This is a genomic window from Blautia parvula (genome assembly GCF_020215665.1).
Lineage (GTDB): Bacteria > Bacillota > Clostridia > Lachnospirales > Lachnospiraceae > Blautia > Blautia celeris.
Genome location: NZ_CP084061.1, coordinates 721,166 through 735,333, shown reverse-complemented (window position 1 = coordinate 735,333; position 14,168 = coordinate 721,166). Strand labels below are relative to the sequence as shown.

17 protein-coding genes are annotated in these 14,168 nt (G+C 48.5%); 1 reads left to right on the top strand and 16 read right to left on the bottom strand.

What is annotated here, in order from left to right; all coding sequences use genetic code 11:
* Positions 1-8 precede the first annotated feature (8 nt).
* The 13 genes from LC508_RS03520 to LC508_RS03460 form a co-directional block, all read right to left on the bottom strand.
* Positions 9-419 carry a cell division protein ZapA gene (locus LC508_RS03520; protein ID WP_033141744.1) on the bottom strand — a complete coding sequence of 137 codons (411 nt, stop codon included), beginning with the start codon at positions 417-419 and terminating at the stop codon, positions 9-11.
* 122 nt (positions 420-541) lie between these two features.
* Complete coding sequence (gene ruvB / locus LC508_RS03515; protein WP_033141745.1) at positions 542-1,546, bottom strand: Holliday junction branch migration DNA helicase RuvB; 1,005 nt, start codon at positions 1,544-1,546, stop codon at positions 542-544.
* A 12-nt stretch (positions 1,547-1,558) separates the two neighbouring features.
* On the bottom strand, positions 1,559-2,176 hold the full coding sequence (ruvA, locus tag LC508_RS03510; protein WP_054351287.1) for a Holliday junction branch migration protein RuvA: 618 nt from the start codon (positions 2,174-2,176) through the stop codon (positions 1,559-1,561).
* Complete coding sequence (locus tag LC508_RS03505; RefSeq protein ID WP_033141838.1) at positions 2,173-2,664, bottom strand: Gx transporter family protein; 492 nt, start codon at positions 2,662-2,664, stop codon at positions 2,173-2,175. The genes ruvA and LC508_RS03505 overlap by 4 nt, the downstream gene beginning before the upstream one ends.
* Positions 2,665-2,725: 61 nt before the next feature.
* Positions 2,726-3,097, bottom strand: coding sequence for a NusG domain II-containing protein (locus tag LC508_RS03500; protein ID WP_186971070.1), 372 nt, complete (start codon positions 3,095-3,097; stop codon positions 2,726-2,728).
* Between the two features lie 101 nt (positions 3,098-3,198).
* On the bottom strand, positions 3,199-4,212 hold the full coding sequence (locus tag LC508_RS03495) for an FAD:protein FMN transferase (RefSeq protein ID WP_118593991.1): 1,014 nt from the start codon (positions 4,210-4,212) through the stop codon (positions 3,199-3,201).
* Positions 4,212-5,000, bottom strand: a complete 789-nt coding sequence (locus LC508_RS03490; RefSeq protein ID WP_033141748.1) for an RnfABCDGE type electron transport complex subunit B — start codon at positions 4,998-5,000, stop codon at positions 4,212-4,214. Before LC508_RS03490 ends, LC508_RS03495 begins: the two co-directional genes overlap by 1 nt.
* Positions 5,001-5,013: 13 nt before the next feature.
* The gene (locus tag LC508_RS03485; RefSeq protein ID WP_033141749.1) at positions 5,014-5,595 is read right to left on the bottom strand and encodes an electron transport complex protein RnfA; all 582 of its coding nucleotides are present in this window, start codon (positions 5,593-5,595) and stop codon (positions 5,014-5,016) included.
* A 12-nt stretch (positions 5,596-5,607) separates the two neighbouring features.
* A complete protein-coding gene (gene rsxE / locus LC508_RS03480; protein ID WP_033141750.1) occupies positions 5,608-6,309 on the bottom strand; it encodes an electron transport complex subunit RsxE in 702 nt (233 codons plus the stop codon).
* Between the two features lies 1 nt (position 6,310).
* Complete coding sequence (locus LC508_RS03475; RefSeq protein WP_033141751.1) at positions 6,311-6,925, bottom strand: RnfABCDGE type electron transport complex subunit G; 615 nt, start codon at positions 6,923-6,925, stop codon at positions 6,311-6,313.
* Positions 6,922-7,881, bottom strand: a complete 960-nt coding sequence (locus tag LC508_RS03470) for an RnfABCDGE type electron transport complex subunit D (protein WP_033141752.1) — start codon at positions 7,879-7,881, stop codon at positions 6,922-6,924. The genes LC508_RS03475 and LC508_RS03470 overlap by 4 nt, the downstream gene beginning before the upstream one ends.
* Before the next feature lie 12 nt (positions 7,882-7,893).
* Positions 7,894-9,216 carry an electron transport complex subunit RsxC gene (gene rsxC, locus LC508_RS03465; protein ID WP_103732071.1) on the bottom strand — a complete coding sequence of 441 codons (1,323 nt, stop codon included), beginning with the start codon at positions 9,214-9,216 and terminating at the stop codon, positions 7,894-7,896.
* A 38-nt stretch (positions 9,217-9,254) separates the two neighbouring features.
* On the bottom strand, positions 9,255-10,154 hold the full coding sequence (locus LC508_RS03460; RefSeq protein WP_033141754.1) for a putative ABC transporter permease: 900 nt from the start codon (positions 10,152-10,154) through the stop codon (positions 9,255-9,257).
* A gap of 175 nt (positions 10,155-10,329) precedes the next feature.
* Here LC508_RS03460 and LC508_RS03455 point away from each other — a divergent pair, with 175 nt between their 5' ends.
* Positions 10,330-11,445, top strand: coding sequence for a ribonuclease H-like domain-containing protein (locus LC508_RS03455; protein WP_158587289.1), 1,116 nt, complete (start codon positions 10,330-10,332; stop codon positions 11,443-11,445).
* A gap of 104 nt (positions 11,446-11,549) precedes the next feature.
* Here LC508_RS03455 and rpsA read toward each other — a convergent pair whose 3' ends face one another.
* From rpsA to cmk, 3 genes are read right to left on the bottom strand one after another with little or no spacing between them, the layout of a single operon-like run.
* A complete protein-coding gene (gene rpsA / locus LC508_RS03450) occupies positions 11,550-12,644 on the bottom strand; it encodes a 30S ribosomal protein S1 (RefSeq protein WP_033141755.1) in 1,095 nt (364 codons plus the stop codon).
* Positions 12,625-13,476, bottom strand: coding sequence for a 4-hydroxy-3-methylbut-2-enyl diphosphate reductase (gene ispH / locus LC508_RS03445; protein ID WP_033141756.1), 852 nt, complete (start codon positions 13,474-13,476; stop codon positions 12,625-12,627). The genes rpsA and ispH overlap by 20 nt, the downstream gene beginning before the upstream one ends.
* Before the next feature lie 11 nt (positions 13,477-13,487).
* On the bottom strand, positions 13,488-14,156 hold the full coding sequence (gene cmk / locus LC508_RS03440) for a (d)CMP kinase (protein ID WP_054351280.1): 669 nt from the start codon (positions 14,154-14,156) through the stop codon (positions 13,488-13,490).
* Between the last annotated feature and the right edge of the window lie 12 nt (positions 14,157-14,168).

Here is a 14,168-nt window from a genome sequence, read left to right as displayed (position 1 = left end):
CATGCTCACTATTGTTTTAAAAATTCTTCCAGTTCTTTTTCCAGTTCCTCTATTCTGTTCTGCAGCTTATCCATCTGCTCATTCTTCAGCGCCACGTCTTTTCTGGCATTCTCAAGCTGTACCTGGCTGGTGATCAGGTCATGCTTCAGATCATACATTTCTCTGTCCTTTGCCTCCAGGTCCTCCTCGAAAATCTCCGCCTGACGTTTGGCCTTAAAGTAATCATCTGCCACATTCAGGCTCAAAAGTGTGTGTTTTGTCTCCACGGACTGACGGCTGTAACCTGGGAGCTGTCCCAGTTCCGTCATTTTATTATTCATATAAGATGCAACCTTCTGCAGGTATTCTTCACTTTCATATCCGCTCAGGGTAATAATCTTGCCTCCGATTAAAACCTGTGTAGTATTCTTTACTGCCATTCAAGGGCTCCTCCCGATTTTCATTCATGACAACAGAAAGTCCGCAAAGCGCCCTTTCCATCATCTGCATTTTATTTCCACTGTCTATTATAATCGAAATATGCAGAAAAACAACCTTTTTCTCATTCCCCTGTCTGATTCAGCCCCAAATGGTGGTATGCCAGCTCGCTTGCCACCCTTCCTCTGGGGGTACGGAGCAGAAATCCATTCTTGATCAGATAAGGTTCGTAGACGTCCTCAATGGTGCCGGAATCCTCACCGATAGCCGCGGCAAGAGTATCCAGACCCACAGGTCCGCCGGAAAAACGCTGAATCACAGTGGTGAGCAGAAGCCGGTCTGTCTGGTCAAGCCCATATCTGTCCACCTCCAGAAGGTCCATGGCAAAATCAGCAACCTCTTTTGTAATCTTCCCGTCATACCGCACCTGGGCAAAGTCTCTGACTCTCTTTAAAAGCCGGTTTGCAAGCCTCGGGGTCCCACGGGAACGTTTTGCCATCTCCCAGGCCCCCTCCTCGTCAATCTCCACTCCAAGCACATTTGCAGAATGCAGTATAATGGTCTTCAACTCCTCTTCCGTGTAAAATTCCAGGTGATGTACCACCCCGAACCGGTCACGAAGAGGCGCAGTCAGAAGACCTGCCCTGGTAGTGGCCCCCACCAAAGTAAATTTCGGAAGGTCCAGACGGATGGAACGGGCAGCCGTGCCCTTTCCTATCATAATGTCAATGGCATAGTCCTCCATGGCCGGATAGAGCACTTCTTCCACCTGTCGGTTCAGCCTGTGGATCTCATCTACAAAAAGCACATCATGCTCCTGCAGGTTATTGAGGATTGCCGCCATCTCCCCGGGCTTTTCAATGGCCGGACCGCTGGTCACTTTCATATGTACACCCAGCTCATTAGCTATAATACCTGCCAGTGTGGTCTTGCCCAGTCCCGGAGGGCCGTAGAACAGCACATGGTCCAGCGCATCATTTCTCTGTTTTGCAGCTTCTATGTATACCTTCAGGTTATTCTTTGCCTTCTCCTGGCCGATATAGTCATCCAGGTACTGCGGGCGCAGATTTCCCTCTATTTTCAAGTCTTCTTCTATTACGTCTGTGGTAATCACTCTTTTTTTATCCATGCTCTCATCCCGCTAAAAATTCATTTTTTTCAATGCCAGTTTCAGTATCTCCTCCACGTTCATGTGGGAAGTCACATCCACCTGCTTCACAGCCCGCAAAGCCTCGCTGCCGGAATACCCAAGCGCGGTGAGGGCCTGCACAGCTTCCTTTTTGGCATCCACAAGGTCCCCGGTCTCCGTCTGGGAGGCTTCCTGCACATGCATGGTCTTCGTATCAAACGCCTCTTGTAGGTCCAGCTTGTCCTTCAGTTCCAGGATCATCTTCTGCGCTGTCTTCTTCCCCACACCGGGCGCTCTGGAAATCGTCTTCACATCATCCGAAAGCACTGCAAAACGCAGCTCATCTGCGGACAGCCCGGAGAGAATCCCAAGAGCCGCCTTCGGCCCGATCCCGCTGACACCAAGAAGCATCCGGAACATTTTCAGATCATCCCGCGTGAGAAAGCCATACAACTGCATGGCATCCTCCCGCACATGGAGATGTGTATGTATTTTCACTTCCTGTCCCGGACGCAGGGTTCCGTCCAGGGCGGAGGCGGGCATGGAGATATTATATCCTATATTTCCGCACTCCAGAATCAGTTTTTCCTCTTCTATTTCAACTACTTCGCCTTTTAAGTATGCAATCATGTCAAGTCCTTTCCAGGTATTCGTTTCATAATCTCACCGGACAGAATACCAATCAGCAGTCCGGTCAGAAGCCCTGCTATGAGAAGTACAGGAAGATAGTAAAAAAGATTCACATTCTCCACCACGCAGACTGCGATCAGAATCTGTCCGATATTGTGTGTCACACCGCCGGCAATACTCACACCTGCCACGGAAAAACCGCCGTTCTTTTTCAAGAGCACCATGACCAGCAGGCTCAGCCCCGCCCCTGCCAGACTGAACAATATGGAAAACAGATTTCCAAACATAAACCCAATCACCAGTATTCTGATAAAAGAGACAACTGCCGCCTCTCTCCATCCGAAAAGGTACAGCAGAATCACAGTGACCAGATTTGCCAGCCCCAGCTTAATCCCGGGAATGCCCGCAAAAACAGGCAGCAGGGTCTCCACATACCCAAATATAATGGCAACCGCTGCAAACAGCCCCATATACGCTGTCTTCTTCATATCCTTATCTCCCTGCATCCTCAACAGTCTTACACCGCTGCCCTTGAATCTTATCCTCTCTCTATGACGCCACCACATCTGGCCCCTCCGAGGACTCCCTGCTTACAATCTCCAACACTACCCGGTTAGGCAGACAGACAATCGTACCGCCGGTCTTTGAAATCCTCTTCTGCTTCATACAGAGATGATCCGGACAGTCCGCCTCCGTCATCGTCACATACCCATCCTTTATCTCACACACATTCGTATCCCCTATACGGATGACCTGGTCTTCCTCCAGCGAAAACACCCCATACTCTTCCCCGTCCACGGTAATACGAAGCTGTGCCTTTTCATATGTAAACTGCCCCCGTACATAGGGAATAAACCAGCATAAAAAAGCGATCAGCAATACAATGCCAATCAGTCCTATATCTCTTTTTTTCATTTTCATTTTAACATTCTAACATAAGAAGAACCAAAATGCAAATATACGTTCGCAAGAGGGGGATTTTGGTGGCAATGGGGACGGGATAAGACGGGGAGGGCGGGGTGTCAGTCTTTTCCATCCCCTTTAAGCTCCACCCCATCCGTAGCCTCCACCTTCCCATCTTTCCTCACAAACACAGCCTCAACCCCCGCCGTATTCTCAATCAATTTCCTCCCTTTCTCATACCCAAGTATCAGACAACTGGTACTAAGCGCATCCCCCTCAAGCGAACTCTTTGACAAAATCGTCACCTGCGCCAGATCCGTCTCCACCGGATATCCTGTTTCCGGGTCCAGCACATGGTAATACAACTCTCCGTCAGCTTCAAAGTACCTCTCATAAATCCCTGACGACACCACGGAACTCCCCGCCGCATCCACATAAGCCACAATCTCATTCCTCTCGGCAAAAGGCTTCTGTATCCCAATCTCCCAGGGACTCCCATCCTCTTTTTCCCCGATGGTCAGCACATTCCCCCCCAGATTGATATACCCGCTCTCGATTCCCTCTGATACCAGATACTCCTTCAGCCTGTCCGCAATATACCCCTTGGCCAGCGCGCCCAAATCCAGCATGGTATTCGGATCATCAAATTTCACTTTATCCCCTGCTTCCAGATGCACCCGGGAATACCCCACTTTTTCAAGTGTCTTTTTTATCTCCTCCTCATCGGGAACCTTTGGATCTTCATTTTTAAAATCCCACAGATCCGACAGCGGCGCCACTGAGATATCAAATCTTCCGCCTGTCACCTCATAATACTCCTTCGCACAGGAGAGCAGCGCATATAAATCCTCGGACACCACTGCCTCGCTCTCTGTTCTGTGATTCAGACGGTAAAGCTCACTGTTTTCTTTTGTCCGGCTGAATATATCCTCATATTCAGCACATTTGGCAAATGCCTCATCCAGCACACGCTCTCCCTGCTCCTGCTCCTCACAAAGGATGGAAACAGAAATCATGGTGTCAAAAAAGAATCCCTTTTTTGACACCATGTCCCTTTTTTTCTGACCGCAGCCGCCCACCAAAAGGCAGACTGCAGTCAGACATATGAAAATAAATATTTGTTTCTTATTCATCAGCAGATAATCTTTCTCGGGCAGGTTTCCTGACACTTGCCGCAGTTGGTGCATTTTTCAGAATCAATGTGCGCCAGATTGTCCTCAATGGTGATGGCCTGTGCCGGACATTCTCGCTCACATTTTTTGCAGGCGATACAGCCCACCTTGCAGGCATTCATGACTGCTTTTCCTTTTTCTTTGGAGCTGCAGGCGACCGCGTGCTTCTGCTCATAAGGGATCAGCTCGATCAGATGTCTTGGACAGGCTGCCACACATTTTCCGCAGGCTTTACATTTTTCCTTGTCCACAAGAGCAATGCCGTTCACTATATGTATCGCGTCAAAAGGACAAACCTTGACACAACTTCCGGAACCCAGACAGCCAAAGCTGCAGGATTTTGCTCCGCCGTTCTGCATCTGGGAGATCATTTTACAATCCGAAACGCCTGTATATTCGTATAATTCCGTCGTCTTTTCACAGTCACCGGCACATTTTACGAATGCAGTCATGCGCACTGTCTCTCCCACTTCTTCTCCCATGACTGCACCGATCTTGGCTGCCACAGGCGCACCGCCTACGGGACAGGCGTTCACAGGCGCCTCGCCTTTTGCGATCGCTGCTGCAAGGCCGTCGCAGCCCGGATATCCACAGCCGCCGCAGTTGTTGCCCGGAAGCTCTTCCCTGACTAATATTTCTTTTTCATCTACTTCTACGGCAAATTTCTTTCCTGCTACTCCCAGGAACACTCCGATAAAGAGGCCTACACCGCCTACCAAAACCGCCGCAATTACAATTCCTGTAACCATATCTCGCGCCTCCTTAGATTATGCCGGAGAAGCCAAAGAAAGCAATGGCCATCAGACCGGCTGTCAACAGTACCATGGGAAATCCCTGGAAATATTTCGGAATATCATTGTATTCCATCTTCTCACGCAGACCCGCCATAAGTACAATGGAGATGGTGAAGCCAACGGCTGTGGCAAAACCATTTACGGTACTCTGAAGCACGTTGTACTCCTTCTGCACATTGATGACCGCTACGCCGAGAACCGCGCAGTTGGTGGTGATCAAAGGCAGATACACACCCAGACTCTGATAAAGGGCCTGCATGGACTTTTTCAGGAACATCTCCACGAACTGTACCAGGGCTGCAATGACCAGAATAAAGACAATGGTCTGCAGGAACTGCATATTCACATGTGGATTTGCCAGCAGATACTTATAAATCAGACTGGTGACCAGGGAGGACAGTGTGATAACAAAGACAACTGCTCCGCCCATACCCGCTGCGGTCTCAATTTTCTTGGAAACGCCGAAGAACGGACACAATCCCAGGAATTGGCTCAGCACAACGTTGTTTACTACTGCAGCGCCGACCGCAATAATCAATAATTCTTTCATGCTCCTATCCTCCTATTTCTTCTCCGTGTTGTCGTAAAATTTGCCGCTGCAGGATTTGTTGCCGCAGGTTGCACAGCCACCTTCCATACAGTGTACAGGATGCTGTTCTTCTTTTGGCTTCTTATCCTGTATTCTGGCGCGCAGGGCTGCCAGAAATGCCAGTACGAAAAAGGCTCCCGGTGCCAGGATGAAAATCGTTGCCGGCTCATAAGCGCCCGGCATAACCTGGAATCCGAACACGGTTCCCGCACCGATCAGTTCACGGAAAGCTGCCAGGATGGTAATGGAAAGGGTAAAGCCAAGACCCATGCCGATACCGTCGAAGATGGAAGCCACAGGAGTATTCTTGGAAGCGAAAGATTCCGCTCTTCCCAGAATGATACAGTTTACTACGATAAGGGGAATATAGATTCCCAGGGAATCATAGAGGGAAGGGATGAATCCTTCCAGCAAAAGCTGTACCACAGTAACAAAGGATGCCACGATCACAATGTAAGCGGGCATACGCACCTTATCCGGAATGATATTCCGAAGAAGGGAAATGAACAGATTGGACATCATGAGCACCACGGTAGTGGTAAGGCCCATGCCGATACCATTGATGGCTGCCGTTGTAACTGCCAGAGTCGGACACATACCCAGTACCAGGACAAAGGTAGGATTTTCTTTGATGATACCGTTATATAAACGCTCCGCAGGTGAATTTTCTCTCATCCTATTTAGCCTCCTCTACTACATACTGGAATGCACACAGACCGGCATTGACGCCGCCTGTCATAGCCTTGGATGTGATGGTTGCGCCGCTTAAGGCATCAATCTGGCTGTCTGACTGCGATCCGGTTTTGGTCACTTCAAATTTATCGACTTTTTTATCTTTAAACTGATTCTTGAAATCATCTTTCTGAGCATTCATGCCAAGGCCGGCAGTCTCGCCGATCTCCAGGATTTCAATCCCGTTCATGGTGCCGTCATTCTGGATTCCCATGGAAAAGGTAATATCTCCGCCGTATCCTTCGGATGTGGTCATATTGATGGCATATCCCAGCACTTCGCCCTGTGCGTCCAGAGCTTTCATCACTTCGTTGACTGTCTGGGCTGTGTAGCCGTTCTCTGACAGATAAGCTGCCAGATCCGCATCTTCCGCCGGAACACACAGCTCAAAGGAGTCTGCGTCCGCGAAAACAGCCATATAAGCCTCCTGTTTTTCTTTCTCCTTCTGCTCAGCGATCGGATCTATTGTGATCTGATAGACCAGACCCAAAAGCAGGCCGGAAATCAGGGTTATGACGGTAAGAATCAGCGTATCTTTTAAAATCGTGTTCTTTTTCATGCTTTCTTACCTCCTTTTCCGAATGCAACCGGCATGGTGACACGCTCAATGAGAGGCACCAGAAGGTTGCAGAAAATGATGGCGTAGGAAACACCTTCCGCTGAACCGCCGAAAATACGGAAAAGTCCGGTAAATACGCCGAGACAGACACCGTACACCAACTGTCCCTTTTTCGTGATCGGTGTGGTCACGTAATCCGTTGCCATGAACCAGGCACCCAGCATCAGACCGCCGCCGAAGAGATGCGCCGCAAGATAGTTTATATCAAAGCCGTGTCCGCCGAACAGCAGCACAAATACGGCAAAGGTACCGATATAGGTGAGCGGGATCCTGCAGTCAATCACTTTTGTTCCCAGCAGAATGGCCGCGCCGACCAAAATAGCCAGGGCAGAAGTCTCACCAATGGTTCCCTGTACATTGCCCAGAAACAGGCTCATGATATCAACACTCTCCCCTGCCTTTAAAGCTGCCAGAGGGGTGGCACCTGACACGGTATCCACCACATTTCCCCAGGCACTTTCAGGTACGGCAAAGTTTGTCATCCTGCCTGTAAAAGAGATCAAAAGGAAGCATCTTGCCGCCAGAGCCGGGTTCATAAAGTTCTGTCCCAGTCCGCCGAAGAGCTGTTTTACCACTAAGACCGCAAACACACCGCCGATGACCGGAATCCACCAGGGTGCGGACGGCGGCAGGTTCAGGGCCAGAAGAAGGCCGGTCACAGCTGCACTGTAGTCTTTGATCGTCAGTTTTTTGTGCATGAAGTGTTCATACACGGCCTCTGTAGCCACGCAGGTCGCCATGGATATGAGAATCAGCAGAAGCGCGTGAGGCCCGAAATTATAGATACCAAATAAAGCTGCCGGCAGCAGCGCGAGCAGTACCGTGCCCATAATGCCGCTGGTGCTCACCTTCGACCGCACATGAGGCGAAGATGAAATATGTAATAAGTCACTCATGTTATTCTCCTCCTACTTTGGCTTTTTCCTGTTGGCAAGAACCATTTTTCTCATGGACCGGACAGACTGGGTCAGAGGCCTCTTTGCCGGACAGACAAAACTGCAGCATCCGCACTCCACACACTCCATACCATTGAATTTCACAAAAAGTTCTTCCTGTCCCTCCTCGGCATATGTTGCCAGACGGGACGGAACAAGCCTTGCGGGACATCCGCTGACGCAGCGCCCGCAGTTGATACAGGCCGACTCCTCATTGGCTGCCACCACGTCTTTTGTCAGACACAGAATGGCAGATGAAGTCTTCACAATGGGCACATGGTAATCAAACATGGCAAAGCCCATCATGGGGCCGCCGGAGATCACTTTCTCCACAGAGCCTTTAAAGCCCCCGGCTGCCTCGATCAGTTCCGCGAAACTGGTGCCGGTCTTTACCCGGAAGTTCTGGGGATTTGCAATACCGTCCCCTGTCACAGTGACGATCTTCTCTATTACGGGGCGTCCCTCCATGACAGCCCTGCAGATGGCGCAGACCGTATCCACATTGTCCACCACGCAGCCCACGTCCGCAGGAAGCATGGATGAATTCAGCTCCCGCTCCGTGACGGCATTGATCAGACAGCGCTCAGCGCCCTGAGGGTATTTTGTCTTGAGGGTCTTTACCTCTATGCGCGGCTCATCCTTTACGATCTCTGTCATCTTTGCGACACAATCCGGTTTGTTGTCCTCAATGCAGATACATCCCTTTGCATTGTCAAAAAGCTTCAGTATGCATTTCAGCCCTCCCACTACCAGTTCAGGCTGTTCCATCATCCTGCGGTAATCTGAGGTCAGATACGGCTCACATTCCGCTCCGTTTACCAGAACATACTCAATTTTGTCCGGTTCCTTCGGAGACAGCTTCACATGGGTAGGGAAACCAGCTCCGCCCATACCTACAACACCGCCGTCCTGAATCCTTTTGATGATCTCCTCTTTGGAAAGTGCATCCAGAGAGTCCACTTTCTGCATTTCAATACTCTCGTATTTCCCGTCATTCTCCACAGTAACAGCATCCACCATGTTCCCCATATTGTTCCGCACTTTGCCAACTGCAGTTACGGTACCGGAAACGGATGCGTGAATGGGTGAGGAAACAAAACCTCCCGTCTCAGCAATTTTCTGCCCGGCCAGTACATGGTCACCTTTTGCCACAATGGCCTTTGCAGGTGCGCCTATGTGCTGTGATAGCGGATAGACCAGCTCTTGTTTCGGCAGGTAATCCGTGATAGGCTTGTCTTTTGACAGTTCTTTTCCATCATAAGGGTGTACGCCGCCCTTAAAGGTTAAAAACGCCATGTGTAGTCCCTCCTTTAATTGAATAATTAAGAAGCCAGTTAATGTTTTTTGGCTTTTCTTTCTTTATAGCGCCGGAACTCTGCACGCAGTCCAGGATAAGCATGGATCATACGTTTTCCGACAATGTTGGATTTTTTCCTTGCAGATAAGTATTTTTCTGAGAATTCATCCATACGTCTCTCAAGCTCCGCTTTCTTTTCCAGATAATTTTCAGAAAGAGAAAAGCGCTCCTCCAACAGTTTTGAGAACTCTGCTTTCTTTGTACCGATTTTTTCCGCAGCCTCGGCCAGGTTGAAAGCTCTGATTTCTTCCAGTCTGTCGCTGATTTCTTCTTTTGTCTCATATAGTTTTGTAGTCTGCAGGTATGCGGTCAGCTCCTCCATCATATCCTCCAGTTTTGCTAATTTCTTGCTGATGCCGAATGCTGCCACTGCAGAGGTAACAAAATCCGCACTGTACAGAACCGCCACAACGCTCACGGCAATCTTTCCGATGGAAACAGGGTAAAGATTGGTCAGCCATTCCACAAAAGGATGGAACACCTCAAAGAGCAGAACGGTGAAGACACCCCAGGCAAGGGAAGAACCGAGACAGATATACCCGTGCAGGTTGCACTTTTTTTTGCTGTAATCCCACCATCTGGTATGGAAGATTGTCTCCATGAGCCATCCGGTTATATATTCCAGCACAGTGGCAACCACCACGCCTCCTATGTAGAGCACCAGAAGATTCTGATCAAAGTCTTTCAGAATCAGATAGACGCTGACAGCGCCGAACCCGTAAATGGTACAGAACGGACCGTTGATAAAGCCTCTGTTCACAGGTTTTTTTGATTTTACAGAAACGTAACAGGATTCCCACACCCATCCTAAAAAACTATAGATAAAAAACCAGTTTATGATATAATACAGAGAGATTCCTGCAACTTTAAAATCCATAGACGCCTCCTTCTTATGTCCCTTCAGGGGCATATTTGCTATACATAAGTCAGAGATGCCCCATTGGGTATTTATTACGTCTTTATATAATATAACATTATTTTCAAAAAACTGCTACAATGATTTGGCTATTTTTCGTATTATTTTTGATACAATCAGAAAGGTTATTGTTAAAATGCTAACAAACAAGATATTTAATTATCAATTTATGCCAGAAAGTGCTAAACTCTTTCTTCCCGCAGATATTGAAGAAGATGACATTTTATTTTTTGATATTGAGACCACCGGTCTGAGCCATAGAAACAGCCGGGTGTATCTGATCGGTGCTGCTCTTTGTACAGACGGGAAATGGGAAATGATACAGTTTCTCGCCCAAAAGGAGAATGAGAAGGAGGAATACGCCGTGCTGGAAGCCTTTCAGTCTCTGTGCGCCCGGAAACGCTGTTTCCTGCACTTTAACGGCAGCACCTTTGATATTCCCTACCTGCAGCACAAATATCAAAGCTACCGGCTTACATTGCCCTTCAAAGACGCTGTGTCTGTGGATCTGTACCGGACACTCCGCCCCCTGCGCACGATCCTGCAGACCGAAAATTTCCGCCAGAAATCCTTAGAGCCGCTGGCAGGGTACAGACGGCAGGACGCTATGGACGGAAAGGAACTGATCAAGGTCTACCGCACCTATGCCAAAACAGGCGGGCAGACACTTTTAAACCTCCTGTTCCTTCACAATCATGATGACGTGGAGGGCATGGGCTGCCTTTTAGCCTTCGGCGCCCTTCTGGCCCTTCTCAGGGGGAATTTCCGGATGCGGGATATAACGGCAGTGACAGACAGGGCCATGGACGGAAGCCTCCTTCAGGAAGTCCTCTTTACTGTGAAGCTTCCGCTCTCCTTTCCCACCCGGCTCTCTTTTTCACTGCCCTGCGCTTATGTTACTCTGGAAAAGGACTGCTGCAAAATGAAAATGCCTCTTTTGGAAGGCACTTTAAAATATTATTATCCTGACTATAAGAATTATTACTATCTTCCACTGGAAGATGAAGCAGTCCACAAAAGTGTGGGCGTATACGTGGACCCGGCCTGCCGGGAAAAAGCCAAAGCCTCCAACTGCTGCAAAAGGGTGAGCGGTTATTTTCTCCGGGCTTTCGGCGCTCCCCAAATCCCTCTTTTAAAATCCTCCTATGAATCCGGCGACTGCTATATCCAGTGGACAGACAGCTTTCTCAGAAATCCGGAAATGCAGATTTCTTTTCTGTCTGAATATCTGAAAAGCCAGATACGTGTCTGATAAAAAAGGAAATAAGGCCGGCAGCGAATGTGCTTCGCTGCCGGCCTTTTATGTTACAGGGCAGAGAATGCGCACAGCACTCCCGCCTTTTTTATTTCTGTTTCTTATTCCTCTGTGTCGTAAGCAGCTTCTTCTCTGTCTTCAGAAGCCGGCTCCAGAGCTTTCATACTCAGGCTGATCTTTTTCTCTTCTCCGTTGAAGTCTACAACTTTTGCTGTAACGATCTGTCCTACGGATAATACATCAGACGGTTTGTCCACGTGTGCTCTGGAAATCTGGGATACATGCAGTAAAGCATCTACACCGGGCTCCAGCTCAATGAATGCACCGAAATCTGTCATACGTGCGATTCTGCCTTCCACGATGTTGCCTGCAGCGTATTTTTCTGCTGCATCCAGCCATGGGTTCTGATCCTCGAATTTCAGGCTCAGGGCGATCTTATCACCGTTGATATCTTTGATCAGCACTTTGATCGGCTCACCGGCTTTGAATACCTTTTTCGGGTTCTCCACTCTGCCCCAGGACATCTCAGAGATGTGAAGCAGGCCGTCAGCTCCGCCTAAATCAATGAAAGCACCGAAATCTGTTACGTTTTTGATTGTTCCCTCAACCACATCACCCGGATGGATTCTCTCGAACAGCTCTTTCTGCATCTCAGCTTTTTTAGCCATCAGAAGCTGTTTGCGGTCACCGATGATACGGCGTCTTCTCGGGTTGAACTCTGTGATCACAAAGTCAATTTCCTGATCCTGATATTTTGTCAGGTCTTTTTCATAAGAATCGGATACCAGACTTGCCGGAATGAACACTCTTGCCTCATCTAAGACAACACTTAAACCGCCGTCCAGAACCTGTGTTACTTTTGCTGTCAGGACTTCTTTATTTTCAAAAGCTTCCTCCAGTCTCTTATTGCCTTTCTCAGCTGCCAGTCTCTTGTATGTCAAGAGAACCTGTCCTTCGCCGTCGTTGACTTTCAGAACCTTTGCCTCCATGGTGTCTCCTACGGAAACTACTGTAGTCAGGTCAAGATTAGAATCGTTGGAATATTCGTTTCTTGTGATGATACCATCTGCTTTATAGCCAATGTTCAGGATAATCTCATCTTCTTTAACACCGATGACAGTACCTTCGACTACCTCCCCATTTCTGATTGTCTTAAATGATTCGTCTAACATCTGTTCAAAACTTAATTCTGACATGTTTTGAAACCTCCTCAATTATTTTATTTGGGGTTGAAGCCCCTGCTGTAATACCTACACATTGAATGGATCGAAAACTATCAGAATCCAAGTCAGCAAGTGTCTGTATATAGTATGTGTTTTTACATACGCCTTTACATATCTCGAACAGCTTTTGGGTGTTCGAACTATGTTTGCCTCCTATGACAATCATGGCGTCTACTGTCTTTGCAATCTCTGCCGCTTCTGCCTGTCGCTCATTGGTTGCATTGCAAATCGTATTTAAAACAAGTCTATCATACCTCTTTTTGGCTAAAATTTCAACTAGTTCTTGAAAATTCTTGTAATTAAATGTCGTCTGCGATACAATACATACCTTTTCATGGCCTTCCAGAAGGAATTTTTCGGCCTCTTCCCTTGTTTCAATGACCGTGGAAGGACCTTCACACCAGCCCCGTGTCGCTTCCACCTCAGGGTGGTCTTTATTTCCGATGATGACAATATGACGTCCTGCACGGCTTTCCCGCTCCACGATCCTGTGGATCTTCAGCACAAAGGGACAGGTCACATCCACATAGTCCAGTCCTTTTTCCCTGAGTACCTCGTAAATCCTTCTCGGCACTCCATGGGATCGGATGATAACAGTTCCTTCGGAGAGGGCCTTAAGCTCCTCTTCACTGTTCAGAACCGAGACACCTCTCTTTTCCAGATCTCCCACCACTTCTTCATTGTGAATGATAGACCCATAGGTATACACACCGGATTTTTTCTCCCCGGCAACCTCATATGCTTTTTCCACTGCCCGCTTCACACCAAAACAGAAGCCGGCGCTTTTCGCTGTTTTTACTTCCATTCCCAGCTCCTTCAGCTCTTATTCTTTTCACAGACAGCGGTCATGGCATCCAAAACTTCCTCAATTGTCATGTCGGAAGAATCCAGAAGGACCGCATCCTCTGCCTTCTTAAGCGGCGAGATCTCCCGGTTCATATCCTGATGATCCCGCTTCTCGATATCTTCTTCAATCTGAGCCAAATCCGCTTCCATACCCTTTTCCAGATATTCTTTATAACGCCTTACCGCCCTCGTGTGGACACTGGCCGTCAGATATATTTTCACATCTGCCCCGGGCAGTACACAGGTGCCGATGTCTCTGCCGTCCATCACCACATCTGTCTTAGCCGCCAGCTGTCTCTGCAGCTCTACCAGCTTCTCCCGGACTCTGCCGTTCTGCGCGCTTTTGGAGGCCATATTCCCAACCTCCTCGCTGCGTATCAGGCTGCTTACGTCCTCGCCGTTCAAAAGCACCTTCTGAACATTGTCCTCATATATAATAGAGATATCCACACGTTCACAGGCCTCTTCTATCCTGCCGCTGTCCTCTGCGGATATGCCCTCTCTCAGCAAGTAAAGCGCCATAGCGCGGTACATGGCCCCTGTATCCACATAGATGTAGGAAAGCCTTTTTGCAAGCGCCCTGGCTATGGTGCTTTTACCGGCACCTGCCGGACCGTCAATCGCAATGTTAAATGCCATCTTATTTTAAAT

Bases quoted from the DNA above. Each gene is read 5' to 3' on its own strand.
- LC508_RS03460 (WP_033141754.1), bottom strand. From the start codon at position 10,154: ATGGATTTTAAAGTTGCAGGAATCTCTCTGTATTATATCATAAACTGG.
- ruvA (WP_054351287.1), bottom strand. From the start codon at position 2,176: ATGATTGCATACTTAAAAGGCGAAGTAGTTGAAATAGAAGAGGAAAAA.
- LC508_RS03520 (WP_033141744.1), bottom strand. From the start codon at position 419: ATGGCAGTAAAGAATACTACACAGGTTTTAATCGGAGGCAAGATTATT.
- LC508_RS03495 (WP_118593991.1), bottom strand. From the start codon at position 4,212: ATGAATAAGAAACAAATATTTATTTTCATATGTCTGACTGCAGTCTGC.
- rpsA (WP_033141755.1), bottom strand. From the start codon at position 12,644: ATGTCAGAATTAAGTTTTGAACAGATGTTAGACGAATCATTTAAGACA.
- ispH (WP_033141756.1), bottom strand. From the start codon at position 13,476: ATGGAAGTAAAAACAGCGAAAAGCGCCGGCTTCTGTTTTGGTGTGAAG.
- cmk (WP_054351280.1), bottom strand. From the start codon at position 14,156: ATGGCATTTAACATTGCGATTGACGGTCCGGCAGGTGCCGGTAAAAGC.
- LC508_RS03475 (WP_033141751.1), bottom strand. From the start codon at position 6,925: ATGAAAAAGAACACGATTTTAAAAGATACGCTGATTCTTACCGTCATA.
- LC508_RS03470 (WP_033141752.1), bottom strand. From the start codon at position 7,881: ATGAGTGACTTATTACATATTTCATCTTCGCCTCATGTGCGGTCGAAG.
- LC508_RS03505 (WP_033141838.1), bottom strand. From the start codon at position 2,664: ATGAAGAAGACAGCGTATATGGGGCTGTTTGCAGCGGTTGCCATTATA.
- LC508_RS03490 (WP_033141748.1), bottom strand. From the start codon at position 5,000: ATGGTTACAGGAATTGTAATTGCGGCGGTTTTGGTAGGCGGTGTAGGC.
- LC508_RS03485 (WP_033141749.1), bottom strand. From the start codon at position 5,595: ATGAAAGAATTATTGATTATTGCGGTCGGCGCTGCAGTAGTAAACAAC.
- LC508_RS03455 (WP_158587289.1), top strand. From the start codon at position 10,330: ATGCTAACAAACAAGATATTTAATTATCAATTTATGCCAGAAAGTGCT.
- ruvB (WP_033141745.1), bottom strand. From the start codon at position 1,546: ATGGATAAAAAAAGAGTGATTACCACAGACGTAATAGAAGAAGACTTG.
- rsxE (WP_033141750.1), bottom strand. From the start codon at position 6,309: ATGAGAGAAAATTCACCTGCGGAGCGTTTATATAACGGTATCATCAAA.
- rsxC (WP_103732071.1), bottom strand. From the start codon at position 9,216: ATGGCGTTTTTAACCTTTAAGGGCGGCGTACACCCTTATGATGGAAAA.
- LC508_RS03500 (WP_186971070.1), bottom strand. From the start codon at position 3,097: ATGAAAATGAAAAAAAGAGATATAGGACTGATTGGCATTGTATTGCTG.